Below are 26,139 nucleotides of genomic sequence, written 5' to 3'. Positions count from 1 at the left end.
GGAAAATGAAAGATAATATGAGTTTAATTTTTATTGCTGATGAAAATTGGGCAATAGGTTTAGATGGAGGTTTAATCGTTGAAATTCCGGAAGATTTAAAGCGATTTAAGGAATTGACCTACGGCAATATAATTATTATGGGAAGAAGAACTTTTGAGGCTTTGCCAAATCAAAGACCTTTAAAGGGAAGAACTAACATAATATTGACTAAAAGCAGAGAAATTCATGGTGAAGATACTTATACTGTTGGCAGCCTAGAGGAATTAGATGACTTGTTAAATAAATTAGATGACGGTAGAGAAATTTTTGTAATTGGCGGTGCAAATGTACTTAAGCAGCTTTATAATAATTGCAGCAAGGCTTATATTACGAAAATTTTAAAAGGCTATGAAAAAAGTGACACTGTAATGATAAATTTAGATGAAGATAAAAATTGGAAAGTGGTTTGGGAGTCGGAAATTAAAGACTATAAAGGAATTAAGTACAAATATGTAGATTATGAAAGAATAGGTAAATAAAAATAGGCCTGCTTATTGGATTAAGCAGGTTTTTTATTTTTTTTAAATTTAAAATCATAAAGTAAAGTCCAAAGGGGCAAAAGGTATAGGAAAAAGGCAAAAACAATGCTGCCTGTGGGGGCTCCTATTGCTGATAGAGGAGCTGCACTGGCTATGGACCATGGAACTAGAGGAGCAATAGTTACTACAGTATTTTCAAGATTTAAAGCAAAAATCTCCTTATCCTCATAGATGTCGGAACAAAGTTGGTCAGTAAGTATAATTGCCAAAGTTTGATTACAGGCAACTATGGAGGTGACTATTGATACTAGAAATGTAGTTTTTAGAGGATTTAATTTTCTACTTATTTTAAAAATCTTTTCCTTAATGTTATCTAATAAACCTGTGCCCTTAAATATTCCTGCATAGGATGAAGATATAAGGACTATAAAAAATACATTTACCATTGAGGCAATTCCACCACCGCTAATAATATTGTTTACTTCCAAATTGGAAGTTTTGTACCCTGTGAGCAGGAAGTTTAACAGTTGAGATAATTCCAAATTTTGTAGTTTAAGGCAGATTATACTTGAAATTATAATACTTAAAGCCATTGTGTATTTAACGCTTATCTTTAAAAGAGATAGGATAATTATTAAAAGAGCCGGTATTACAGTTACCCAATGTAAATTGAAATTGCTGGATAGCAGGTTGGAAATACTTGCATCAACAGTACTGACTTTGTACTTAAGTCCTAGAGCTATATAGAGTAGGCATACGGCAATAAAGGGAATTATAGATGTTTTAAGCATATTTTTAATATTTGTATAGATGTCTGTTCTAGTTAATTCACTTATTAGTAGAGCGCTTGTAGACATGGGAGAACAACGATCTCCAAAGAAACAGCCTGATAATATGGCTCCTCCTGAATAAAGGGGATTTATATTTAAAGTGTTGGCCATTATCATTGAAATTATACCCATGGTACCGGCTGTACCAAAGGATGTTCCCATTAGAAGAGAGATTAAACAATTTAATAAAAAAATAGCCAGTAAAAATGCAGAGGGGCTTATTAATTTGGAGCTATGAAAAACTATAAAAGCAATGGTACCCGATGCTCTCCAAACTGCCGTTAACATACCTATTAAAACAAAAACGATTAAAATATTTTTAATTGTTAGAATTCCCAAAAAAGACATCTTTAAAATTTCTAAAAGATTGTGTTTTTTTAGTAGTGCATAGGAGAAAAATATAATATATCCGATTATTAATGCATATAAAATGGATATATTAAAAAAAATACAAATTAAAAGCGAAAGTGTAAATAAGGTTAAAACTACAATTTCCAAAAAAATTCCTCCTTAAAAGTTCTACTTTGATTATATAGGAAAAGTTTTAAATTTCTAAAAATTTTTTTAAAAAAGTATTATTTTTTAAAAAACAGTGGAAATTTATAGTGGAGTTGGTGTATAATTCAAACTAGAAGGAATAAATTTAAACCATTTAACAAAAAGGTGGCAATACTCAAAGGGAAAATGGAATGAATTTAAACCAAAGACTTGGAAGTTAGGTGGGAGTTTTGGAAATAATAAGAATTAAAATAATATTTCATATTAATAGGCCTCATCTTACCTTTGATATTTTAAGTATATTAAAGAAATATGACGTCTATATTATATCTATGGAAGTATATAGCAATATAATTTATTTAAAGCTGCCCTATATTTCAGAAGACGCTCTTAAAATAATTGAAAAAGAGTGGAAGGAAGTCTATGGTTTTGACTACATGGAAATAGTTGACATAATGGCTTTTGAAGAAAAGGACATAGAGTTAAAGGGAGTATTGAACTTATTAAATGAAGGGGTGGTAATGCTCAGTACGAAAGGTGTCGTGGAATATTTTAACAACGAGGCCCTAGATGCTTTAAAGGGGCTTGAAGTGGGAGCGGAAATTTCCAAGTTTATAGCAGATTCGGATTTAGCGGAATATATTGGCGGAAATGGAAGTATTAGAAGTTTCAACAGTTTTAAAGATAAAAAAATTGATTTGGAAACTGGAACCTACTTATTAAGCATAAATGATTTATATTCGGAAGAGAGAATATTTTGTGGCTTTTTGCTGACTTTAAAGGAAGCTGTATTGGGTTATTCCTTTGATAACTACATAACCTTTGAAGATATTATCGGAGAAGATGAAAATTTTATAAAAGTAACGGAAGCGGCTAAAAGTTTTGCCTATATGGATAATCCCATACTTCTTAAAGGGGAGGTGGGTACAGGTAAGGAAATGTTTGCAAGGGCTATTCATGCAGAAAGTGATAGAGCTTCAAAACCCTTTGTGGGTATTAACTGTGCTACAATTCCGGAGGAACTATTGGAGTCCGACTTATTCGGATATGAATCCGGCGGCATTGAAGGAGTTAAAGGAGGTTCTAAAAGAGGAATCTTTGATTTAACAAATGGCGGAACTGTATTTTTAGATGAAATAGGTGAGATGAACATCCACCTACAGACAAAGTTACTTGAAGTAATAAGGGATAAAAAACTTAAGCCCATAGGCTCAGATAGGGAAATAGACTTAAATGTAAAAATTATAGCGGCAACTAGTAAGGATTTGGAAAGGGCAATTGAAGAAAAGAAATTCAGACAGGACTTATACAACAGGTTAAATGTATTTACCCTTGAAATTCCTTCAATTAGGCAACGACCTAGGGATTTTGATATAATTATAGACCATTTTTTAAAAGTGATTTCCAATAGGTATGATAGAGGAAACTTAAAGTTGTCACAAGAAGCTAAGGAAAAATTAAAACTTTACAGTTGGCCCGGAAATATTAGAGAGTTGCAAAGTGTCCTTGAAAGAGCAATAGTTCTTTCAAAGTCTGAGGAAATAAAAGAAGAGGACATTATTTTTGATAGTGAAGCAAAAGATGGTGTTGCTAAATGTAGTGACTTAAATTCTGCTGTAAGTGCCTTTGAAAGAAATTTTATTTTAAAGGCTTTGAGGAAGAATCCCTCAGTAAGGGCTGCTGCAAAGGAGTTAAATGTAACGCATACTCTGTTGTTAAATAGGATTAAAAAATATGAAATAGAAGATGAAGAATGGAAATAGGATTTAAAATTGAATACAAGGGGGACGATTATGGATAACAAAAATAGTAAGGGTAATTTTATTGCACTTATTCCGTTTATAGTTTTTATTGTTACATATCTTGGAATAGGAGTTATGTTAATCGCCGGCGGAGATCCAATGGGCTTTTACGGATTTAAGGCACCCATTGCTTCAATAGTGGGTATTATAGTTGCATTTTTCCTTATAAAGGGAAAGCTGGATGATAAATTTGACGTATTTGTAAAAGGCTGCGGTGACGAGAACATAATTATAATGTGTATTATTTACTTACTTGCAGGTGCCTTTTCAACTGTTACTGGAGCTATGGGCGGTGTTGAGTCTACAGTTAATCTTGGACTTTCAATAATACCTCCGGGACTTATAACTATTGGAATTTTTATAATAGCTGCCTTTCTATCACTTGCTACGGGAACCAGCGTGGGAACTATTACTACACTTGGACCGATTGCAATTGGATTTGCCGCTAAGACTACAATTTCAATGCCTTTAATAGTAGCTACGTTAATAGGAGGTTCCATGTTTGGAGACAACCTATCAATAATTTCAGATACTACAATAGCGGCTACTAAGACTCAGGGTGTTGAAATGAGAGATAAGTTTAGAACTAATATTATGATTGCATTACCTGCAGTAATAGTTACCATAGTATTGTTATTTATATTTGGAAGACCTGAAGTTGCACCGGCAGCTGAAGTTTATGAGTATAACATTATAAAGGTAATCCCTTACTTATTTGTACTAATAGCTGCTTTGGCGGGAATGAACGTATTTGTCGTACTTACATTGGGAACGTTACTAGCCGGCGGCATAGGGCTTTACTACGGTACCTTTGGAGCACTGGAATACTCAAATATAGTTTTTGAAGGATTTAACGGAATGTTTGAAATCTTCCTGCTTTCAATGTTAACGGGAGGACTTGCAGCTTTAGTATCTCACGGTGGCGGATTGGAATGGCTACTTAATAAGATAAGAGGATTTATTAAGGGAACCAGATCTGCAGAAGTGGGAATTGCATTAATTACAATGTTAACAGATGCGGCAACGGCAAATAATACCGTAGCCATAATAATAGATGGACCTATAGTTAGAAATATCTGTGAGGAATATAAAGTTGATCCAAGACGTTCAGCTTCGTTGATGGATAGTTTCAGCTGTGTTATGCAGGGGTTTATACCCTATGGAGCTCAACTGTTAATGGCAATTCAATTTACAAATGGATAAGTCAGTCCTTTTGATGTAATGCCATTACTTTGGTATCAATTTGCACTTGCCTTCTTTGCAATACTGTCAATATTCGTACCGTTTGCAAACGGCTATATAAATAAACACCCATGGGATTTTGACAAATGGGAATTAAAAGCAAAATAGTAAGTTAATTAAAATTTAAAATAAAAATTTATTAGGGGGAAATTAAAAATGGAAAATATGGGAAATAAAGGATTTTCAACAAAACAAATTCACGCAGGAGTACAAAAAAACCAATTTGGAGCACTTTCAACTCCAATTTATCAATCATCTACATTTATTTTTGATTCTGCGGAACAAGGCGGAAGAAGATTTGCATTGGAAGAAGAAGGTTACATATACTCAAGACTTGGTAACCCGACTAACACAGTAGTGGAAGAAAAAGTTGCAATGCTTGAAGGAGCGGAAGCTGCAGTTTCAACTGCTTCAGGAATGGGCGCCATATCTTCAGTTATGTGGACTATGCTTAAAGCCGGAGACCACGTAATAGCTTCAAAGACACTTTACGGATGTACCTTTGCTCTTTTAAGTCATGGACTTACAAAGTTTGGTGTTGAAGTTACATTTGTAGATCCGAGAGATCCTCAGAACTTTAAAGATGCAATGAAGGAAAATACAAGAGTTGTATATTTAGAGACACCGGCAAATCCAAATATGTATATTACAGATATAGAAGCCGTATCTAAAATAGCACATGAAAACAAGGACTGTGTATTAGTAGTTGATAATACTTACAACACTCCATATATTCAAAAACCGATTGAATTGGGAGCGGACATAGTAGTTCACTCAGCAACTAAGTATTTAAACGGACACGGCGATGTTATTGCAGGGTTTGCAGTTGGAAGCAAGGAGTTAATTGACCAAGTTAGACTGTTGGGAGTAAAGGACTGTACAGGTGCAGTACTTGGAGCTTTTGAAGCATTTTTAATTCAAAGGGGAATGAAGACACTTTCAGTTAGAATGGAAAAGCATTCTGAAAATGCAATGAAGGTGGCGGAATTCTTAGAAGCTCACCCTGCAGTGGAATCAGTACAATATCCGGGATTAAAATCCTTCCCTCAATACGACTTAGCTAAGAAACAAATGAGACTTCCGGGAGGAATGATTTCCTTTGAAGTTAAGGGCGGAATTGAAGCCGGAATTAAGCTTATGAACTCTGTAGAACTTTGCTCAATTGCAGTAAGTCTTGGAGATACTGAAACACTTATTCAACATCCTGCAAGTATGACTCACTCTCCATATACACCGGAAGAAAGAGCTGAATCAGGAATAGCTGAAGGATTAGTTAGAATATCTGTAGGTCTAGAAGATGTTGAAGATATAATTGCTGACTTAAAACAAGCTCTTGATAGTATTATTTAATGTAGTAAAATAAAATAGTAAGCAGGCAATATAGGTAATTCTTAAATTACCTATATTGCAAATTTTAGAAGGTGTAAATATGAAAATTGCAGTAATGGCCGGAACTAATGTGGATACGAAAATGGGAGCGGACCTGTTAGAAAGCAAGGGCTTTGAAACCATATCCATAGCTATGGCCGACAGTTGTACAGATCAAACTGACATGCAGTATTTTTCATCAGAGGAACTTGAGAAAAGAGCGGGAGAGGAGATTTTAAAAGCTAAATCTCAAGGCGCAGAAAAAGTATTTATATACTGCAACTCTTTAAGCGCCTCAATAGACTATAAAAAAATTTCCAAGGAGACGGAGATGGAAATTATAACTCCCTTGGAAACCTATGCCAATCTGCCCAAGAGTTGTAGAAATATTGCAGTTATTGCTGCCAATGGAATATCTGCATATGAGATAGATAGGATTATAAGAGATTCAGATAGTAGTAGAAATGTAATATCCATGGGAAATATGAGCATTGTGGAATCAATTGAAGAGGGACTAAAGCCGGAGGAAATTATTAGGGGATTAAACCTTAAGGGAATGGTTAAGTACTTTGAAGAAATTGAAGATGTGAGATATAAAATTGATACTATTTTACTTGGATGTACTCATTTTCCTTATATAAAGGATCAGCTTAGAAGTTTGACAACACTCAGGGTAATTGATCCTGGGGAAGATATGATAGATAGAATTTAAATATTTACAGGGGGTTTTAAATTAATGAAAAAAATGGTAACGATGAATGGAAATACGGCTGCTGCAACAGTTGCCTATGCCTTTACTGAAGTGGCGCCAATTTTTCCCATAACTCCATCGTCAGATATGTCGGAACATATAGATGCATGGGCTGCAAATGGGAAAAAGAACATATTTGGAGAAGAAGTTCAAGTTACTGAACTTCAATCAGAGGCCGGAGCGGCAGGTGCAATGCACGGAGCTCTTTCGGCAGGAGCGCTTTCAACAAGTTTTACATCATCTCAAGGTTTGCTTCTTATGATTCCGAATATGTATAAAATGAGTGGAGAGTTATTGCCGGGTGTACTTCACGTAGCGGCAAGAGCCCTTTCAACACAGGCTCTTTCAATATTTGGAGATCACCAAGACGTAATGGCTTGTAGACAGACGGGATTTGCAATGCTTTCTTCAAGTTCCGTTCAAGAAATTCTGGATTTAGGAGCAATAGCTCATCTTACAGCTATTAAGACCAGAATACCTTTCCTACACTTCTTTGACGGCTTTAGAACTTCTCATGAGTTTCAAAAAGTGGAAGTTGTAGATTATGAAGATTATGGCAAGTTATTAGATAGAGAAGCTCTTCAAGACTTTAGAATGAAGAGTATGAATCCTGAAAGACCTTATACTAAAGGTACTGCTCAAAATCCGGACGTATACTTCCAGGCAATGGAAGCGTCAAACCCTATGTATGAAGCTGTAGTTCCCGCAGTTGAAGATTATATGAAAAAATTGGGAGATATTACAGGAAGATATTACAAGCCTTTTGACTACTATGGGGCAGAAGATGCTGAGAGAATAATTATTGCAATGGGTTCTGTAAATGAAACTATAGAAGAAACTGTAGATTATCTAATTAAGCAGGGCGAAAAAGTTGGAATGATTAAAGTAAGACTTTACAGACCGTTTAGCAAGGAAGCTCTACTTAGAGAAATTCCGAAGACTGTAAAATATATTTCAGTTTTAGACAGAACTAAGGAAAAGGGAAGTCCTTATGAGCCGCTACACTTAGATATTATAGGCGCCTATGCTGATGAAGCTGAAAAACCTGTAATAGTCGGCGGAAGATATGGCCTTGCATCTAAAGACACTACACCTAGTCAAATAAAAGCGGTATTTGACAATATGAAGGAAGCTAAACCTAAAGATAGATTTACTATAGGAATTATTGATGACGTAAGTCACACTAACCTTGAAATAAAAGAAACTATTTCCACAGAACCGGAAGATACTATTAAGTGTAAGTTTTGGGGATTCGGTTCAGACGGAACAGTTGGGGCAAACCAAAGTGCCATTGCCATAATTGGAGACGGTACTGATATGTATGCTCAAGCTTATTTCTCCTATGATTCCAAGAAAAGTGGTGGAGTTACAATTTCCCACTTAAGATTTGGAAATAAACCTATAAAATCCACATACCTTATAACAAAGCCGGATTTTGTAAGTTGTTCAAAACAATCCTACGTATATAACTACAATCTTTTAGAAGGCATAAAAGAAGGCGGAGTATTCCTGCTTAATACAATTTGGAATGAAGAAGAACTAACTGAACACCTTCCTGCAAAATTAAAGAGGGAAATCTATGAAAAGAAGATTAAATTCTACACCATAGATGCCACTGAAATTGCAGAGGAAATCGGACTTGGGAATCGTACCAATATGATTATGCAAGCTGCGTTCTTTAAACTTTCAAAAGTACTTCCAATAGATGAAGCTAATGAAAGGCTTAAAGTTTCCATAAAAGAAACCTATGGAAATAAGGGAGATAAGATTGTAAATATGAACAATCAAGCTGTTGATGAAGGCTTTGACAAAGTTGTGGAAATAAAAATTCCTGAAAGCTGGAAAGATGCAGTAGATGAAGTTGAAGAAAAGGACTATCCTGAGTACGTTAAAAATATACTCTTCCCATTAAATGCACAACAGGGAGATAAGACACCTGTATCCGCTTTTAAAGGAGTGGAAGAGGGAATAATGCCTACAGGTACTGCAAGATATGAGAAGAGGGGAATAGCCGTACACGTTCCTAAATGGGATGCATCTAAGTGTATACAGTGTAATCAATGTTCCTTCGTATGTCCTCATGCAGTTATAAGACCTTTCCTATTAAATGAAGAGGAAGCTGCAAATAAACCTGAGAGCTTTGAAACTATTGCTGCAAAGGGTAAGGGACTTGAAGGTTTGGAATATAGAATTCAACCGTCAGTACTTGACTGTACCGGATGCGGAAACTGTGCCGATGTATGTCCTGCAAAGGAAAAAGCCTTGGTAATGGTACCGTTGGAAGAAGAATTATACCAAGAAGAAAATTGGGACTTTGCCATGACCATAGAGCCTAAGGAAGACTTAATGCCTGATAACACTATAAAGGGCAGTCAGTTTAAACAACCTTTACTTGAGTTCCATGGGGCCTGTGCAGGTTGTGGAGAAACTCCATATGCCACACTTGTAACTCAATTATTTGGAGATAGAATGTTAATAGCCAACGCCTCAGGCTGCTCTTCAATTTGGGGAGGTTCATTCCCATCTGCAGGATACTGTAAGAACAAAGAAGGCAGAGGACCTGCTTGGGCAAGTTCACTTTTTGAAGATAATGCCGAATACGGTTACGGTATGGCTTTGGCAGTTAAAAAACTTAGAAATACTATTAAACTTCAAATGGAAGAGTATATGAAAAACAATCCTGGCAGTGAAGCGGAAGGTATATTTAAGGAATGGATAGAGAACATGAAGGATCCTGACAAGACAAAGGCTCTTAAAAAACCTATTGAGGACTTTACTAGGGATTCAACAGATAAAAATCTGCAGGAAATTTACAAGCTTAGAGATTACCTAATGAAACAAAGTATTTGGAGTTTCGGCGGTGACGGCTGGGCTTATGATATAGGTTATGGCGGATTAGATCACGTAATGGCATCAGGAGAAGACTTTAACATATTAGTATTTGATACGGAAGTTTATTCAAATACAGGAGGCCAATCTTCTAAATCAACTCCAAGAGCGGCAGTTGCAAAATTTGCTGCAGGTGGTAAGAGAGTTAGAAAGAAAGATCTTGGAGCAATGTTAATGACCTACGGTTACGTATATGTAGCCCAAGTTGCCATGGGAGCAAATATGAATCAATTGATAAAGGCTTTAAAAGAAGCTGAAAGTTACGACGGACCTTCAATTGTAATCTGCTATGCTCCATGTATTAACCATGGTTTAATAAATGGAATGGGTAAGACGGTAGCTCAGGAAAAATTTGCCGTTGACACAGGTTACTGGCACTTATACAGATATAATCCTGAACTTGAAAAAGATGGTAAGAATCCTTTTGTACTGGATTCCAAAGAACCAACACTTCCTTTCCAAAGTTTCCTAGATTCAGAAGTAAGATATACTTCTTTAAAGAAGACATTCCCGGAAATAGCTCAAGAGCTATATGATATGGCTGAAGAGGATTCTGCGGCAAGGTATAACAGATATAAGAAAATGGCTGAAAATTAAAGTATAAAAAGCACCCTGTATTGAATTTATTGTAAAAATAAAAATCAATACAGGGTGCTTTTTATTTTCTCTCATTTATCTATAACACTTCGAAAAGTTTTAATTTTTTTGTTATGAGAACTAATTATATTTTGTATTTAATTAATATAAATATAGCAAATACTCATAAAATTTAGTATATTGATTAGAATAAATAAAATGGGGTTGGATAGTTAAAAAGGTGTCTATATTAGATATTAAAAAAGGGGAAAAATGGAATTTAGAGAATTTGAGTATGTAATAACTGTAGCTGAGTGCAGATCTTTCACTAAGGCTTCTGAAAAACTTTATGTATCACAACCTACTATAAGCCAAACTATAACAAATGTAGAGGAGAGATTGGGGGTGAAATTATTTGATAGGAGTACATTTCCAATAACGGTGACTTATCCTGGTCAAAGGTATATAAAAGTTGCAAAAGAAATTCTTGGTTTGAGAGATAACTTAATTAAAGAGTTAGAAGATATAAGTCATAAAGAGATGGGAACTATTAGAATGGGAATGCCTACTGAGCGAGCAGCGCATGTAATTCCTTTGATACTAGGTGAATTTAAAACTAAATATCCAAAATATGATGTAAATGTTATTGAAAACAGTAGTAAAAATTTGAGAAAGATGATATTAGATAAAGAAGTGGATATTTTATTACTTCCAGAAAATGAAAAATCTACTGAGTACTACTTAGAAAGACAATTCATCTATAATGAAAAGCTTTTAATTGCTGCTAAAAAAGGTGTAATAAAAGAAGAAGATTTAGTTGGAAAGAGTAAAAGAAATTTTTTAATTGATAACATTGTAAAATATCCTATAATAATGCTGAGGAAAGGACATGCAATGAGATTTACCTTAGATTTAATATTAAGAGAATTTGGGAATCAGAATATTTATATGGAAACCGATAGTCATATATATTCCGCTCTTTTGGCGAGTAAGGGATTTGGTATTACTATTGTTCCTACAAGAACAAGAGAGGTCTTAAAATACAGAAATGAATTAGAGTATTTTTATATTAAGACAAATAAGGGAAAACTTTTAAAAAGAGAAATATACGCTTACTGTAGGAAAGAATATTATATGAGCAATGCAGAGAGAGAAATGTTAAAAATCATGATAGAAAAACTTAAAAATTAATTAAAAGTTATAGCTTATAGACTATAACTTTTATTATTTTTGACTATTAGACTTAATAACTATTAGATGATATCTTTATTTTAATGATAAGGGCAATTAAAGGAAATCGTTTTAATTATACAATAAGGAGTAAGCTATGATTGAACTGTTAGAAAATTGTTATTTAATTGATGGCAAAATTTTTAAAAATGAAGAAGTATTAAAATACTTTGAGGATAAATTTAATGAAAATAGGGCAAGAAAAGGAACTATGACATATAAAATTTTAAGCAGTCATAATTTAAGTGATAGTGAAGAAAATTTAAAAATTGAGTTTGATTCCTTAACTTCTCATGATATTACATATGTAAATATAGTTCAAACAGCAAGGGCAAGTGGGATGAAATATTTTAAAAAACCCTATATACTAACTAATTGTCACAATAGTTTATGTGCAGTTGGAGGGACTATTAACGAAGATGATCATAAGTTTGCTCTATCAGCAGTGGAAAAGTATGGAGGAATTTTTGTTCCACCTAATCTTGCTGTAATACATTCTTTTAATAGAGAAATGATGGCAAAAGTTGGAAACATGATACTTGGCTCAGATTCTCACACTAGATATGGTGCATTGGGAACTATGGGTATTGGAGAAGGTGGAGGAGAATTAGTAAAGCAAATAATTGGAGATACATATGATATTAGATATCCTGAAGTTATAGGAATATATTTAAAAGGGAAACCGAATTTAGGAGTCGGTCCCCAAGACATTGCTTTAAATATAATTAAAGCAGTCTATGATGTTGGGTTTGTAAAAAATAAAGTTGTGGAGTTTATTGGAGATGGCATATCAAATTTGTCAATTGAATATAGAAATGGAATAGATGTAATGACTACAGAGATGGGTAGTTTAAGTTCAATTTGGCAAACGGATATAGAAGTTGAAAAGTATTATGAAATACATGGTAGATCACATGATTATAAGGAGATTAAACCAGATAGAGTAGCTTATTATGATGGTGTTATTGTAGTTGATTTAAGTAAGATAAAACCATCAATAGCTATACCTTTTCATCCTAAAAATGTATATTCAATTGAAGATTTTAAGGGAGATATACACAATATAATTAACAAAATTAAAGATGAGGCTTTAATGGTGTTTGAAAATCAAAAGATAAATGTTGATTTAAGTTCTAATTTTAAAAATGGAGATTTTTATGTAAATCAAGGTATAGTAGCAGGATGTTCAGGTGGAACTTATGACAATATTGAAGAAATGGCTAATATTTTAAGGGGAAACTCCATAGGAAATGGAGATTTTTCATTAAGTATTTATCCAGGAAGCCAGCCTGTATTTTACGAATTGATAAATAATGGTACAGCGGGAGATTTAATGAATGTGGGAGCGTTATTAAAACCGGCGTTTTGTGGTCCTTGTTTTGGAGCGGGTGACACTCCAGAGAATAATGGATTTTCTATAAGACATGTAACAAGAAATTTTCCTAACAGAGAAGGCTCTAAACCTACAGAAGGACAAATGGCTTTAGTTGCTTTAATGGATGCAAGAAGTATTGCCGCAACAGCGTTAAATAGAGGAAAGTTAACGGCTGCAGATGAATTAGATTATTCGCCAAAAATAAAACCTTATAAATTTAATAAAAAAATTTATGAAAAACGAGTATTAAATTGTTATGGCAATGCAAATGAGTCAGTTGAATTAATATATGGTCCTAATATAAAAGATTGGCCTGAATTTAAAGAATTAAAAGAAAATTTACTTGTTAAGATAGCTGCACATATCACAGATGAAGTTACAACTACAGATGAATTAATACCTTCTGGAGAAACATCGGTATATAGATCAAATCCTGAAAGATTGGCTGAATTTACATTAAGTCGGAGATATCCAAGTTACGTTGAAAAGGCAAAAAGCATAAGAGGTAAAAGCGAAGATTTAAAAACTTCAAAGGATATTTTAGAGATTAAAGATATTATTATACAAAGTATAGATAGAAATTTCAAACTAGATAATTTGACTTATGGTAGTGGAATTTATGCAAATAGTCCAGGAGATGGTTCAGCGAGAGAGCAAGCTGCGTCAAGTCAAAAAGTTTTAGGTGGAATAGCAAACTTTGCGAAAGGCTATGCTACAAAAAGATATCGTTCTAATTTAATTAATTGGGGGATTATTCCATTTCTAACTGAAGAATGTGAGATATACAAAGACGGAAATTATGTATATGTTCCAAATATTAGAGAAAGCATTACAGCGGAAGTAGATTTTATAAAGGCCTACATTATATTGGAACAAGGAAAGATAATAGAAACTTTTCTTAGGATTGGTTATTTAACAGATTTAGAAAAAGAGATACTTCTTAAAGGGTCATTAATTAATTTAAATAAAAGTAAAAATAATTTGGAGGTAAAAAATGAAAGAAGTAGATTTAACCAATGTGATTGACATGCATGTTCATACGTCGCCAGATATTAGAGAAAGACGTTATACTGATTTCGATATGTTAGAAGCTGGAATCAGAGTAAATGCCAGAGCCATTGTTTTAAAGTCTCACCATGGAACAACTATGAATAGAGCTTTTTTGTGCAATTTGTACAATAAAAAAGTCCATGAGAAAAATGACTTTGAAATGATAGGATCTGTGACTTTAAATAATGCGATTGGCGGTTTAAACCCAGTTGCAGTAGAAACAGCTTTAAAAATGGGAGCAAAAGTTGTTTGGTTACCAACGGTAGATGCTAAAAATCATAGAGAAAAATACGGTCAAAAAGGAGGTATTGAATGTTTAGATAATAAAGGGATTGTTGTAGAGCCTTTAAAGGAAATATTTAAATTGATTAAAGACTATAATGTGGTTTTAGCCACAGCTCACTTGTCACCTGAAGAAATATTTAAAGTTGTAGAACAGGCAAGAGATATGGGAATAAAAAAAATAGTAGTGACACATCCTGAGTTTTGGGTTGTAAATATGACACACGAAGAACAAGAAAAGATAGTAAAAGACTATGATGTTATTTTAGAAAGATGTTATGCTCAACCTTTAGGCGGAGGTAAATATAAAAGTAACTTGGATGATAATCTACAAGTAATAAAATTGGTGGGATATAAGAATGTAATGGTAGATACTGATGGCGGTCAAATTGAAAATCCGCCTTGGGAAGATGCTCTAAGGGAATATATGCAATATTTATTAGACAATGGAATTAGTGAGAAAGATTTGTATCATATGACAAGAACTATTCCAGCGAGTCTACTGAATGTTGATTTAGGGGGTTAATTATGGATTATATAAGTTTATTAGTAATAGCTGCTATTGCAATATCAATATTTCTAGGATATAAGACGGGAATAAATACTGGGTTATTTTCAATAGGTTTTGCTTATTTAATAGGTGCTTTTCTATTGGATATGAGTACGAAGGAAATAATAGCCACTTGGCCTATAAGTATATTCTTTGTTATTATGTCTGTATCCTTATTTTATAATTTTGCTGTAGTAAATGGAACATTGGAAAAATTGGCTCTCCACTTACTCTACGGTAGTAGGAAATTTCCACATTTAATACTTTTAGTAATATATTTTGCGGCAACATTAACAGCTGGGCTGGGAGCGGGATACTTTACTATATTAGCTTTTTTTGCTCCAATTACGATATTACTTTGTGATAAAACAGGAACGAGTAAGTTATTGGGAGCAATAGCAGTAAATTATGGAGCTTTAGCAGGTGCAAATTTTATGGTTTCTGCAAGCGGAATAATATTTAGAGGATTAATTGCAGATGCAGGTTTGGGAGAACAAGCTTTTTCAGATGCTACATATATATTTGGAACTACTTTTATTATGCCTATTGTAGTGATAATTTTGATGATTTTATTCAGTAATAGAGGTAAAAGTAGCAAGGTTTTAGAAATTGAAAAGCCTGAAAAATTTGACAGTAATCAAAAAATAAATTTATATCTAATAATAGCAATGATTGCATTGGTGTTGATTTTTCCAATACTACATAACATATTCCCAAGTAATACGGCTATAAACTTTATAAATTCTAAGTTAGATATAGGATTAGTAGCTATTATATTTTCCGTAATTGCTTTCTTGCTAAAGTTAGGAGATCAAAAAGAAGTTATAGTTAGAATTCCTTGGAATACTTTAATAATGATTTCCGGTGTCGGGATGCTAATTCAAGTGGCTATTAAAGCCGGAACTATAGATTTATTAGCCGGTTTTGTATCAACAAATATACCTAGAATATTAGTACCTTATGCTTTAGCGTTAATAGGAGCGGCGATGTCTTTCTTCAGTTCAACTTTAGGTGTTGTGACGCCGGCTCTATTTCCTGTAGTTCCTGAAATCGCAGCTGCTACAAATTTAAGTCCGAGTTTGTTATTTACTGCAATAGTAGTTGGTGCACAGTCTAGCTCAATATCACCTTTTTCATCAGGAGGTAGCTTGATTTTAGGCTCTATGACAAATGAGTTAGAAAGAGAAAAGATGTTTCCAAGACTTATGTTTAGGGCTGTTCCTTTTTGTATAGTGGTGGCGTTAATTGCGACTATGGTTTTAACGCTGATATTGTAAATAAATTTGGGATGTGTAAATTTACACATCCCAATTGTAATAGTATCTATTAAATATAAATTAGGAGAATAAGATAAAAGTTGATCTTATTATTTACTCTTCCATTAGAATATTTGAAATCCACCCGTGAAAAATTTCTCCGGTTTTTGCATCTTCTGCTTCAACTTTACACCAAATTCTTTCACTGCCCTCAATTTGAGTTTCCTGAATATAGAGGTCCGAATCTGTAGGAAGTACGGTTATGATTTTGGCGTCAGTGGAGGGTTCAGCTCTTAGATTGGCCTTTTCAGCTACTACCTTTTGAAATGTGTTTAAAAGAGCTTCTGCTTTCTTAGTCATTTCCGCCCTGTTCTTGTCCAATTCCACAGCTTCCTCATCAATAAGGGAACCGGAAATCAGTTCTTCCTCCTCTGTTTTTTCTTCCTCACTTTGAGTTCCTATAATTTGATTTTTTAAATTAGTGGCATTTGCCGACTCAGGTACTGCGGCCAAGTATTCATTTACCATACTTAATGCCTTTTCATAATTACCATTAGTATATTCCGTATTTGCCTTATTTAAAATTATTTTTTCCAACTCTTCGATTTTATCCTGAGAACTGGCAAAATTAATGGAATCCTCGGAACTGACTTTATTGAAATTTTTAATGGCTTCAATGTATTTATCCTGTAGGATTAAACTATTTCCTAAGTCAAAATACCTTTGAGATTCCATAAGCTTTTGGGTTTTTTCAATTTCAGCCTGTACCTCATCTTGTAATTTTTCATTTTCAATCTTATTTAAAACTTTTAAGGCATCTTCGTACTTGCCTTGAGAAATTAAAGTTTTGGCGTTGGAAATGTCTCGATTAGACAAAAGAGATTTGCTTATTTGAAAGGCAAATATTAAAACTACAACTAAAAGTAGAGCGATAATTGACCTATAGATTACTTTAGTAAGCACGGAGAAAATAGATTTTTCCTCCAGGCCTTCTTCCGTACTTTCATTTATTCTGGTTTCACTTAATGAAGTAGTAGTCGGAGCTACTTTTGTCAAGTGAGTTTGAGTTAAATGACTTGCCATACTTGCTTCCTCAGGTTTGTCATCTTCAGTATTGGAAAGGACATTTAACAACTTCATATTAATAAGCGGCTCTGTTAAGTTATTTAAAACGAAGTTTTTATTTCTGCCACAAAAAGAACATTCCTCATTTTCTTTTTTATTGAAAAAACCGCATACACATCTCCAACCGTTCATAAAGTTTTCTCCATAACTTATTATTTCCGGTCCGAAAAGGGTTTTCATTTTTTCGCTCTTAGTCTCTGAAATTAGAGGCAAAGTAAATTGTTTTTCATCTTTGGTGTTTAATATTAAACTGTCACTGTCTGAATAATAAAGCTCCTTGATTCTTATATCAATACCGCGCGCTTCTTTAAATCTTTCATCTATACTGAAGGGATTTAAAAAATAGATTTTTTTAGGCGGTATATCCAAGTTTTTAATGTCATAGTAAACTTCCGTTGCATTGAAAAGATAGTTGTTATGTTCATCTTTATATACAACGGCAAATATTACTCTGCTTATGGGTTTACTGCTTATATTTATTAAATCTATGGCTAAGTTTAAATCACTAGTAATTTCAGCTCTTATTATTTGAAGAGGTTGATTTGGAATTAAAGAAACATTAGTGGGTAAGGTCTGGAAGTTAGAATCCATGCACATTCCTCCTTAATCTTAGTATATTATATTATATATGTAGACCATTTTCAATTAATATGATTTAGGGGAATTTTCCCCATTGTCCTTTGGGTATATATGATAAAAGTGAGGTGTAAAATGAAAGTAATAATTATTGGAAAAATCGGTAAAGTGGAATTGGAAAAAATTGTTGAAATGGGTTATGAGGTGGAAGTTGTAAGTGTTTCAGAGATGAAAAAGGGGAACTACAACAGAGATGCCGAAATAGTCTGCGGCTCAATATATATGAAAGGTTTAAAAATAGAAGAGTTTAAAAATTTAAAATATATATTCTTAACTTCTATGGGCTTTGAACATCTACCTTTGGATTATGTAATTGAAAAAAATATAGTTGTAAGTAATAACGGCGGAGCTTATTCGGAACCTATGGGAGAATGGATAGTTTTTAATCTTCTGGAACTGGTTAAGAAAGCTAAGATTAATATCTTAAATCAAAGGGAGCTCTACTGGGAAAAGAAATTAATATGTGGGAACCTCTATGGGAAAAAGGTTTTGTTTCTAGGTACAGGCTCTATAGCTAAGGAGGGGGCAAAGTGATTAAAGGGATTTAATATGGAGATTGTAGGTTTTAATACCAAGGGTAGGGATGAGGATTATTTTGACTACTGTGTAGATGAAAATGGAGTTGATGAGGAACTTGCAAAGGCGGATTTTATAGTTGTAACTTTACCTTCTACTGAAAGTACCTATGGATTTTTAAATGAGGAAAAATTTAAAAAGGTAAAAGATGGAGCTGCTTTAGCAAACGTATCAAGAGGCAGTGTAATTGATGAAGAAGCTTTGGTTAAGGCTTTAAAAAATGGGAAATTAAGCGGCGCTGCCCTTGATGTCTTTGAGGTAGAGCCTCTTCCAAAGGAAAATCCGCTTTGGGAAATGGAAAATGTATATATTACTCCCCACATATCTTATACTTCTGAGGATATGGATAGCAGAGTTATGAGGACGGTAATTTTAAATTTAAAAAATTTAAAGGAAAAAAGACCTTTAATAAATGTAGTAGACTTTAAAAAAGGGTATTAATTAAAAGATTATTTTTATTTAAGGAGGTTAATATGGTAAGTATTAAAAGGTTAATGGGAAATTTAACTGAAATAGGAGAAATTGGGAAAAGTGAAGAGGGTGGTATTACTAGAATGGCCTTTACTGAAGAATTTTATACTGCTCAAAAGAAATTAAAGGCATTGGCGGAATTAAAGGGCTACAGTACACATGTGGACAGAGTGGGGAATTTGTTTATAACTTATAATCCGGGAGACTGTAAAAAGTACATAATGATGGGCTCCCACTTGGATACAGTTAAAAACGGAGGTTTATATGACGGTGCCTTGGGAGTGTTTTCAGCTCTTGAAGTACTTGATAGCATTAGAGAGGATAAGATTGAGTTAAATCATGGAATAATAGTAGTTGTTTTTAATGCAGAAGAGGGAAGTGAGATGGGGGGAACTTTCGGAAGTAAGACTATTTGCGGAAGAAATAATTTAGAAGACAGTACTTTCCCGGAAAAAATCGGAACTTACGGTTTAACCTTAGACGATGTAAAAAGTTCCCAAATGGACTTTAAAGATATAGAGGCATTTTTAGAACTTCACATAGAGCAGGGTGGTATTTTAGACAGTGAAAAATTGGACATAGGTGTAGTTAAGGGGATAGTGGGAATTGGAAGATATGACGTAATTTTAAAAGGAACTGCAAATCATGGCGGTTCAACCCCTATGAAACTAAGAGATGATCCAATGAAAAAGCTACCTGCTGTAATAGAAAAGCTATATGAAGTAGCGGCTAAATATCCGGAGCCTTTTGTAATGACACTTGGAGATATAGAAGTTTCTCCCGGTATGTACAACATTATTCCTCAAGAGGTTAGATTATTTATAGAGTCCAGAGATTTAAGTGAGGACAATATTGAGGAATTTTTTGGAGAAATTAAAAAGTTTTTGGAAAATTCCGGCTTTAAATATGAAATGGTAAAGAGCATAGGAAATTCCAGCGCCTATTTAAATGAAGACATTATGAAGGACATTATAAAGGGCGTTGAGCAGGAGGGATACACTTACAAGGTAATGAGCAGCGGCGCAGGTCATGATGCCGAGGAAATAAGTCACTTAATTCCTACGGGAATGATATTTGTGCCAAGTATTGGAGGAGTGAGCCACTCGCCTAAGGAATATACCAATGAGGAGCAAATTGAAAAGGGAGCAAGAGTGCTTTTTAATACGCTATTGAATTTAGATAAAAGGTTGTAATTATAAAATCCACTGTTTTTCAGTGGATTATTTTAAATAGTCAACTATTTCTCTTATTAATTTGTCGTTGTCTTTCTCCTTTAAAATACAAAATCTAAAGTGATTTTTAGTAAGTCCTGCAAAGTTTGAACAATCTCTTATAACTAAGGCCTTTTTTAAAAGATGCTCCCTTAATTCGTAAGCTGTAACTTCTTTGAGAATTTTACAGAGTACAAAATTTCCCTGTGAACTGTAAACTTTCAATGCTTCACACTTTGAAAGTTGAGAAATCATAGATTGTCTTTGGGAACTTATAAATTCAAAGACTTTTAATAAATATTCTCTGTCACTGAACATTACCTGTCCCATAAGATCGGCAAATATATTAATGGACCACAACATGGAATTGGAGTTAAAGTATTCCTTGGTTTTTAAACTGGAAGTTATACCGTAGCCAAGCCTAATTCCCGGAGCTGCAAAAAATTTACTTACACCTCTTACAACAAAAAGATTTTCGTACTTCTTTGTAAGGGGAATGGAAGAATACTGAGCAGTGTTAGTAAACTCCACATAGGTTTCATCAATTAAAAGGTTGGTGTCAGTATCGTTTAAAATAGTTTCAATTTCACTTCTTGACAGTATAGTTCCCGTAGGGTTGTTGGGGTTTGCAAAAACTAAAAGCTCAATTTTATTTTCTTTCAGCTGATTTACCAAGTCCTCAATATCTATTTTAAATTCCAATTCTTCGCTAAGTTTATAGTGAAAGATATGGGAGTTTATTTTTTTAAGTTCTACCTCATATTCACTATAGCAAGGTGATAAAATCATCGCCCTTTTAGGATTAATATAATTTATATATTCAATTAAAAGTTGAGTAGTTCCGCTTCCTAAAAATATATCATCAACGTTGGAATCTGTGTAATTTGAAATTGAATTTTTCAGGTCAAAGTACTCGGGGTCAGGATAAGTACTTACAAGTTCCAAGTTGTCTTTTAAATAAGTAAGAGCTTTTTCTGAAGTGCCCAGAGGATTTATATTTGATGAGAAATCTCTTATATCTTCAATTTCAAAGCCGTATTTTCGAGATAGTTCAAAAATATTTGCGCCGTGACTGGTTTTCATAATTTCCTCCTTAATTAGTTACTAGTATTATTATATCACAGCTTAAAGGGGAAACTCCCTTGTTTTGGGGAATTTTTATTTATCTCATCAGCAGGTCTATGTTATAATTATCTTAAATGGGGGTGCTTAAATGAATATTTTTTTAAATGATTACAATGACCTATGTCACGAAAAGGTCTATAAAAAACTTGCAACTGTAAAAGAAAAGGGAAATCCGGGCTATGGTAGCGATGAATATACTGAAAGAGCCAAGGAGTTAATAAAACGGGATTTAAAAAGAGACGATGTTCAAATTGAATTTTTAGCAGGCGGAACCATTGCAAATATAATTGGAATATCGGCTAATTTAATGGCCTATGAGGGAATTATTGCCGTTGAATCAGGTCACATTGTAGGACATGAGGCGGGCTCCATAGAAGCAACAGGTCATAAAGTGGAATTAATTTACTCCGAGGACGGAAAGTTAAGCGGAGAACTTTTGGAGAAAAGGATGGAAGATTTCGGCGAGGAATACCATATAGTACCAAAATTGGTTTATATTTCTCAAACTACAGAATTGGGAACGGTTTACAGCTATGATGAGCTTAGGGAAATTTATGACGTATGTTTAAAATATGGACTTTATCTTTACATAGATGGTGCGAGAATGGCAGTGGGACTTGCAGCCTCAGATGTTAAAGTGGAAGATTTATGTGACCTATGCGACATTTTTACCTTGGGTGGAACTAAAAACGGAGCTCTATATGGTGAGGCGCTTGTAATAGTGGAAGATGAATTAAAGGAAAATCTTAGACACTTTATGAAACAAAGAGGCGCTGTAATGGCTAAGGGTTTTATATTGGGAGCTCAGTTTGAAGCGCTTTTTGAAGATGGTCTTTACTATGAACTTGGTAAAAGGGCCTATGAAAACAGTTTAAAATTATCAAGGGCAGTGGAAGAGACGGGAGTTTCCTTCTATAAAAAACCTGAAAGCAATCAGATTTTCATTGTATATCCGAAATCTAAAATAGATGAACTATTTAAGGACAATGCCTTTGAAGTAATGCCCTATGATGAAGAAAATCGAGTTCTGAGATTTGTTACAAATTACAGAACAACAGAAGAAGAAATAGAAGGGCTTAAGGCAAGTTTAATAAATTTAAAATAAGTCTCCAAGGGGAGACTTTTACTTTGCCAAAAAATCCGAAAGAAATTTATAGACCGCTAAGTTGTCCTTTTCATTTAAAATTTCATGGCGCATATTTTTAAAAAAGCGGATTTTAAGATTTTTAAAGCCAAACTTTTTATACTTATTATAGACTTTTAAAACGCCTCTTTCAAAGTTCCCTACAGGGTCATCGGAGCCGGATACAAAGAGAATTTCAGTGTCTTTATCTGTATCTTCAATGGTTTTTCTTTTATTTATCTTTAAAAGATATTTTCCCAAGTACTTATAGGCGCTAACGCTGAAAAAGTAATTACATAGAGGATCTTCTGCAAAAGCTTTAATATTTTCTTCGTTGTAGCTTATCCAATCATAGGTATCTCCCTTAATCCTTTTGGCATAAGCACCTGTTGAAAGGCTGACTAATAACTTGCTTACATATTTATCGCCTTTAAAAGCACCTATTAATTTAGATAAAAGTACTAGAATTGTAGCGGGAAGTTCTCCAATATAGCCTGTGCCCATTAAAATACATTTTTCCACCTTATACTTGGAAATATAGTAACGCATAATAAAAGAACCCATACTATGGCCCATGTAGTATATGGGTAAGTCATATCTGTCTTTTAAAATTGTGGAAAGGTGGTTTATATCTTTAATCACGTAGTTTAAAATATCTCCCTTTCCAAAGTATCCCAAAGTTTTGCTACTTCTTCCATGACCTAGATGGTCATTTCCTGCAACTATAAAACCCTTTGAATTTAAAAAATTTGCAAAATCCTCATAGCGACTTATATACTCGCACATTCCATGGGAAATTTGCAAAATAAATTTCGGGTTTTCACATGTGTAAATTTCGGCATAGATGGTATCTATGCCGTTACTTGACTTGTAGTTTAAAATTTCCTTCATGGCGACATTTTAAACCAAAAAGTATAGATTAAAAATCCTGCCATTACAACATCTATTACTAAGGAAATTGTCGACTTTACATTGATACCTTTATTTCGAATCAGTCCCATGGTTTTAAAAAGTATAAAGACTAAAAAGTTAGCATTTAAAATTCCAAGGGATAGGTAGGTTAAAAGGCTTATTGTATTTCCCGTCTCTCCTATGAAAAATGAGAAGAAAATTGCCACTGCAAGCGTAATTAAAAGTACTCTGTAGGCAAATTGTTCTCTATTGTTCCATAACTTAACCTTATTATCCATACATATGCTCCTTAATATTTTTAATTAAGCGGTCGTTAGTCAGGTCATAGAGAAGAGGTGTAATAGTGGCATAGCCCTTCTCTAAAAAGTAACGGTCAGTTTCCTCGGGATGGTCACAGTGGTTTCTTCCATGTAGTTCCAAAGAATAGCCGTTTGATGTTTTGTAAGTTGTGTACTTGTCCATAACGGAGCCGCCTATTCTACATACTTCTATACCCTTTAATTCCTCATATTCAACATTTGGAACATTTATATTTAGTACCTGTACCTGATCGATTTTATCGTAAATCTTATTAAAGGTGTCAATGGCAACTTTTGCCGCAGTCTTATAGTTAGGTTCTGTAAAGCTGAATTGTGAAGATACTGCAATTGAATTAATGCCGAATACATTGGCCTCTATAGCTGCAGATACAGTTCCGGAATAAAGTATGTCCATGCCGGCATTATATCCTAAATTACAACCTGAAAAGCAGTAATCAAAACCATTTCCAAGAATTTCAAGAGCTGCTCTTACACAGTCTGCAGGTGTACCGGAAACACTGTAGGCCATACAGTCCAAACCTTCAATATCTACAAGACTGAAATTTAATTTTTTCATAAGTGTAATTGCATGGCTTTTGCCGGAATTTTCCTCTTCCGGTGCAACTATGGTAACATTGTGCCCTTCTTTTATAAGTTGTTTACCAAGTTCTTTTATTCCGGGTGCAAAAACACCGTCATCATTTGTGAGTAGTATTTTCATATAACCTCCTAAAGTCTATGAACTTTTGAAGCTTCTTCACGAGGAGAAACTTCTAATATATAATCTGTACCTTCTAAAATATTTTTATTAGATAAAAAATCCCTTACGGTTCTAGTAGCCAACATGGGAAGATTGTTATCCCTTGAAAGATGGGACAGCATTACAACCTCTTTTCTTCTAGTAATAAGTTTTTGAAGAATTTCCGCTGTGTTTTCATTGGAAAGGTGACCTCTGTTGGAGCTTATTCTCTGTTTTAAACTCCAGGGGTAACTTCCATTTATAAGCATTTCATAATCATGATTTGCTTCAATATAGTAGAGAGCGGAATTTGCCATTTTTTCAAGCATTTCGCTGCTGATCCATCCGGTGTCGGTAACTATTGAAACTTTTTTGCTGCCCGTTATACTAAAACAAGTTCCATTGGCACAGTCATGAAAGGAACTTATGGGTTCAACAAATAAATCCTTAAAGTGAAAGGGTTTTGAGTTTTCAAAGAAAAAAGAATTTTCAGTTTTTATTTCCTTAGTTGTAGGCAACATCCTATTAAAGGTCTCAGGCGTTGCAAAAACCTTAGTGCCATACCTTCTGGAAAGAACTCCCACACCTTTTATATGGTCAATATGCTCATGAGTTACAAATATTGCATCTATTTCACTGGCTTTAACATCTATTGAGTTAAGCAGTTCTTCTATTTTTTTTCCCGATAATCCGGCATCTATTAAAATTTTAGTGTTTTTATACTCAATGTATTCACAGTTTCCACTTGAGCCACTTGCTAATGAACAAAATTTCATATGAACCTCCAGAGATACATTTTACCATAAAAAGTAGTAGGTTAGTGTATTTTAATTGTAAATTTGAAAAAGGCGGATTAATAATTATCCACCTCTATACTTTCGCCATCATCAAATTGGATTCTCCATGCGGGAATGGCTCTTCCCTGAGTTGCCTTAGTAATATCTTCAACGTAGCCTTGAGCTTCGGGGTCGAAATAAAAGCATTCATCTATATTTACTATGGTCTTTCCGTAGTTTTCGCTGTCGTCAAGTAAGGTAAGCAGCGCCTTGGGAGCAGAACTTAAATGGATTTCCGATTGTGATTTATCTATTACATTTAACCAAAGTCTGTCCATAGAAATAATTCCAATGGATTTATCCACTACAAAGCGACAGTGAGACCTTTCAATTACTATATCGTCATAGGTTTTGGAATAGTTTATATAATATCTTCCGTCCTCCTCAGATACAAAAGTACGCTGCATATTTGTAAAGTCGAATTTATGGTCTATTAAAAAATCCTTTATTAAATTTTCCGCCTGAGTTGAGTTTTCAATATTGTAATCTCCCCTTGTACTTGAATTTTCATAGCGTATAGTTCTTGAGTTTATAATACTTATAAGTTCATCGCCGTAACTTATCTTATTGTAATCTACACTGGGCTCAGTAATAGTTCCCAGGGAATCAAAAAATCTCTCATTAATATTGGAAGCGGAATAGGTTTCAAATTCCACTCTTAAAGAGGGAAGATTGCTTTTGTTTTTGGGAATGTAAGCATCAATTTTTATATCCTTTTCTCCAAGCAATTCTACAGTCTTATCTATAAATTCATTTGTAGTCGTCTTATCTCTCTTGTAGTAGTAGTTAAAAGAGAGATTTCCAAATAAGATTACATTTGTAATTAACAAAGCAACAATTAAAATTCGTTTAGCTTTTGACCAATCCAT

Annotated in this window: 21 protein-coding genes and 1 pseudogene; 14 read left to right on the top strand and 8 right to left on the bottom strand. The window is 33.9% G+C overall.

Annotated elements, in window-relative coordinates; genetic code table 11:
- The first annotated feature begins 5 nt into the window (after positions 1-5).
- Positions 6-518 (top strand): dihydrofolate reductase, encoded by a 513-nt coding sequence (locus EF514_RS00190; protein ID WP_127722610.1) that lies wholly within the window; start codon positions 6-8, stop codon positions 516-518.
- Positions 519-538: 20 nt separating this feature from the next.
- On the opposite strand, the gene EF514_RS00185 is transcribed toward EF514_RS00190, so the two are convergent.
- A complete protein-coding gene (locus tag EF514_RS00185; protein ID WP_127722608.1) occupies positions 539-1,846 on the bottom strand; it encodes a Na+/H+ antiporter NhaC family protein in 1,308 nt (435 codons plus the stop codon).
- A 221-nt stretch (positions 1,847-2,067) separates the two neighbouring features.
- Here EF514_RS00185 and EF514_RS00180 point away from each other — a divergent pair, with 221 nt between their 5' ends.
- The 9 genes from EF514_RS00180 (at position 2,068) to EF514_RS00140 (ending at position 16,238) form a co-directional block, all read left to right on the top strand.
- Positions 2,068-3,609, top strand: a complete 1,542-nt coding sequence (locus EF514_RS00180) for a sigma-54 interaction domain-containing protein (protein WP_205666341.1) — start codon at positions 2,068-2,070, stop codon at positions 3,607-3,609.
- Between the two features lie 30 nt (positions 3,610-3,639).
- Positions 3,640-4,851 (top strand): Na+/H+ antiporter NhaC family protein, encoded by a 1,212-nt coding sequence (locus EF514_RS00175; protein ID WP_240648968.1) that lies wholly within the window; start codon positions 3,640-3,642, stop codon positions 4,849-4,851.
- Between the two features lie 195 nt (positions 4,852-5,046).
- On the top strand, positions 5,047-6,240 hold the full coding sequence (gene megL / locus EF514_RS00170) for a methionine gamma-lyase (protein WP_205666340.1): 1,194 nt from the start codon (positions 5,047-5,049) through the stop codon (positions 6,238-6,240).
- 79 nt (positions 6,241-6,319) lie between these two features.
- The gene (locus EF514_RS00165) at positions 6,320-6,970 is read left to right on the top strand and encodes an aspartate/glutamate racemase family protein (RefSeq protein ID WP_127722604.1); all 651 of its coding nucleotides are present in this window, start codon (positions 6,320-6,322) and stop codon (positions 6,968-6,970) included.
- Positions 6,971-6,994: 24 nt separating this feature from the next.
- Positions 6,995-10,495 (top strand): pyruvate:ferredoxin (flavodoxin) oxidoreductase, encoded by a 3,501-nt coding sequence (gene nifJ / locus EF514_RS00160; protein ID WP_127722602.1) that lies wholly within the window; start codon positions 6,995-6,997, stop codon positions 10,493-10,495.
- Between the two features lie 252 nt (positions 10,496-10,747).
- Positions 10,748-11,665, top strand: a complete 918-nt coding sequence (locus tag EF514_RS00155; RefSeq protein ID WP_127722600.1) for a LysR family transcriptional regulator — start codon at positions 10,748-10,750, stop codon at positions 11,663-11,665.
- 136 nt (positions 11,666-11,801) lie between these two features.
- Complete coding sequence (locus EF514_RS00150; protein WP_127722598.1) at positions 11,802-14,105, top strand: hydratase; 2,304 nt, start codon at positions 11,802-11,804, stop codon at positions 14,103-14,105.
- Position 14,106: 1 nt separating this feature from the next.
- Positions 14,107-14,937, top strand: a complete 831-nt coding sequence (locus EF514_RS00145) for a DUF6282 family protein (protein WP_240648975.1) — start codon at positions 14,107-14,109, stop codon at positions 14,935-14,937.
- A 2-nt stretch (positions 14,938-14,939) separates the two neighbouring features.
- A complete protein-coding gene (locus EF514_RS00140) occupies positions 14,940-16,238 on the top strand; it encodes an SLC13 family permease (protein ID WP_127722594.1) in 1,299 nt (432 codons plus the stop codon).
- Positions 16,239-16,331: 93 nt separating this feature from the next.
- Here the strand turns inward: EF514_RS00140 and EF514_RS00135 are convergent, their stop codons facing one another.
- Positions 16,332-17,933 (bottom strand): SH3 domain-containing protein, encoded by a 1,602-nt coding sequence (locus EF514_RS00135; RefSeq protein ID WP_164845504.1) that lies wholly within the window; start codon positions 17,931-17,933, stop codon positions 16,332-16,334.
- A 120-nt stretch (positions 17,934-18,053) separates the two neighbouring features.
- Between EF514_RS00135 and EF514_RS00130 the strand changes: the two genes are divergently transcribed.
- From EF514_RS00130 to EF514_RS00120, 3 genes and pseudogenes are all read left to right on the top strand, one after another.
- A complete protein-coding gene (locus EF514_RS00130; protein ID WP_164845503.1) occupies positions 18,054-18,512 on the top strand; it encodes a Rossmann-fold NAD(P)-binding domain-containing protein in 459 nt (152 codons plus the stop codon).
- A gap of 12 nt (positions 18,513-18,524) precedes the next feature.
- Positions 18,525-18,995, top strand: a pseudogene (locus EF514_RS00125) (NAD(P)-dependent oxidoreductase); the annotation flags it as partial.
- Positions 18,996-19,027: 32 nt separating this feature from the next.
- Positions 19,028-20,218: a M20 family metallo-hydrolase gene (locus EF514_RS00120; protein WP_127722586.1), complete on the top strand. Its 1,191-nt coding sequence runs from the start codon at positions 19,028-19,030 to the stop codon at positions 20,216-20,218.
- A 27-nt stretch (positions 20,219-20,245) separates the two neighbouring features.
- Here the strand turns inward: EF514_RS00120 and EF514_RS00115 are convergent, their stop codons facing one another.
- A complete protein-coding gene (locus tag EF514_RS00115) occupies positions 20,246-21,319 on the bottom strand; it encodes a pyridoxal phosphate-dependent aminotransferase (RefSeq protein ID WP_127722583.1) in 1,074 nt (357 codons plus the stop codon).
- A gap of 130 nt (positions 21,320-21,449) precedes the next feature.
- Between EF514_RS00115 and EF514_RS00110 the strand changes: the two genes are divergently transcribed.
- Positions 21,450-22,466 carry a threonine aldolase family protein gene (locus EF514_RS00110; RefSeq protein ID WP_127722581.1) on the top strand — a complete coding sequence of 339 codons (1,017 nt, stop codon included), beginning with the start codon at positions 21,450-21,452 and terminating at the stop codon, positions 22,464-22,466.
- An 18-nt stretch (positions 22,467-22,484) separates the two neighbouring features.
- Here the strand turns inward: EF514_RS00110 and EF514_RS00105 are convergent, their stop codons facing one another.
- The 5 genes from EF514_RS00105 to EF514_RS00085 form a co-directional block, all read right to left on the bottom strand.
- Positions 22,485-23,375, bottom strand: a complete 891-nt coding sequence (locus EF514_RS00105) for an alpha/beta fold hydrolase (RefSeq protein WP_127722579.1) — start codon at positions 23,373-23,375, stop codon at positions 22,485-22,487.
- Positions 23,372-23,674, bottom strand: coding sequence for a hypothetical protein (locus EF514_RS00100; protein ID WP_127722577.1), 303 nt, complete (start codon positions 23,672-23,674; stop codon positions 23,372-23,374). Before EF514_RS00100 ends, EF514_RS00105 begins: the two co-directional genes overlap by 4 nt.
- Positions 23,667-24,416, bottom strand: a complete 750-nt coding sequence (surE, locus tag EF514_RS00095; protein ID WP_127722575.1) for a 5'/3'-nucleotidase SurE — start codon at positions 24,414-24,416, stop codon at positions 23,667-23,669. The genes EF514_RS00100 and surE overlap by 8 nt, the downstream gene beginning before the upstream one ends.
- Before the next feature lie 8 nt (positions 24,417-24,424).
- Positions 24,425-25,210 (bottom strand): MBL fold metallo-hydrolase, encoded by a 786-nt coding sequence (locus EF514_RS00090; protein WP_127722573.1) that lies wholly within the window; start codon positions 25,208-25,210, stop codon positions 24,425-24,427.
- Positions 25,211-25,287: 77 nt separating this feature from the next.
- Positions 25,288-26,139 (bottom strand): two-component system regulatory protein YycI, encoded by an 852-nt coding sequence (locus EF514_RS00085; RefSeq protein WP_127722571.1) that lies wholly within the window; start codon positions 26,137-26,139, stop codon positions 25,288-25,290.

The organism is Anaerosphaera multitolerans, from assembly GCF_004006535.1.
In the GTDB taxonomy this organism is placed as follows: Bacteria; Bacillota; Clostridia; order Tissierellales; family Peptoniphilaceae; genus Anaerosphaera; species Anaerosphaera multitolerans.
Note: the sequence above shows the minus strand (reverse complement) of the source record. Positions and strands in the feature narration are given on the sequence as shown.

Bases quoted from the DNA above. Each gene is read 5' to 3' on its own strand.
- EF514_RS00150 (WP_127722598.1), top strand. From the start codon at position 11,802: ATGATTGAACTGTTAGAAAATTGTTATTTAATTGATGGCAAAATTTTT.
- EF514_RS00120 (WP_127722586.1), top strand. From the start codon at position 19,028: ATGGTAAGTATTAAAAGGTTAATGGGAAATTTAACTGAAATAGGAGAA.
- EF514_RS00105 (WP_127722579.1), bottom strand. From the start codon at position 23,375: ATGAAGGAAATTTTAAACTACAAGTCAAGTAACGGCATAGATACCATC.
- EF514_RS00190 (WP_127722610.1), top strand. From the start codon at position 6: ATGAAAGATAATATGAGTTTAATTTTTATTGCTGATGAAAATTGGGCA.
- EF514_RS00140 (WP_127722594.1), top strand. From the start codon at position 14,940: ATGGATTATATAAGTTTATTAGTAATAGCTGCTATTGCAATATCAATA.
- surE (WP_127722575.1), bottom strand. From the start codon at position 24,416: ATGAAAATACTACTCACAAATGATGACGGTGTTTTTGCACCCGGAATA.
- EF514_RS00090 (WP_127722573.1), bottom strand. From the start codon at position 25,210: ATGAAATTTTGTTCATTAGCAAGTGGCTCAAGTGGAAACTGTGAATAC.
- EF514_RS00115 (WP_127722583.1), bottom strand. From the start codon at position 21,319: ATGAAAACCAGTCACGGCGCAAATATTTTTGAACTATCTCGAAAATAC.
- EF514_RS00085 (WP_127722571.1), bottom strand. From the start codon at position 26,139: ATGGATTGGTCAAAAGCTAAACGAATTTTAATTGTTGCTTTGTTAATT.
- EF514_RS00135 (WP_164845504.1), bottom strand. From the start codon at position 17,933: ATGGATTCTAACTTCCAGACCTTACCCACTAATGTTTCTTTAATTCCA.
- EF514_RS00130 (WP_164845503.1), top strand. From the start codon at position 18,054: ATGAAAGTAATAATTATTGGAAAAATCGGTAAAGTGGAATTGGAAAAA.
- EF514_RS00100 (WP_127722577.1), bottom strand. From the start codon at position 23,674: ATGGATAATAAGGTTAAGTTATGGAACAATAGAGAACAATTTGCCTAC.
- EF514_RS00165 (WP_127722604.1), top strand. From the start codon at position 6,320: ATGAAAATTGCAGTAATGGCCGGAACTAATGTGGATACGAAAATGGGA.
- EF514_RS00145 (WP_240648975.1), top strand. From the start codon at position 14,107: ATGCATGTTCATACGTCGCCAGATATTAGAGAAAGACGTTATACTGAT.
- megL (WP_205666340.1), top strand. From the start codon at position 5,047: ATGGAAAATATGGGAAATAAAGGATTTTCAACAAAACAAATTCACGCA.
- EF514_RS00155 (WP_127722600.1), top strand. From the start codon at position 10,748: ATGGAATTTAGAGAATTTGAGTATGTAATAACTGTAGCTGAGTGCAGA.
- EF514_RS00175 (WP_240648968.1), top strand. From the start codon at position 3,640: ATGGATAACAAAAATAGTAAGGGTAATTTTATTGCACTTATTCCGTTT.
- nifJ (WP_127722602.1), top strand. From the start codon at position 6,995: ATGAAAAAAATGGTAACGATGAATGGAAATACGGCTGCTGCAACAGTT.
- EF514_RS00110 (WP_127722581.1), top strand. From the start codon at position 21,450: ATGAATATTTTTTTAAATGATTACAATGACCTATGTCACGAAAAGGTC.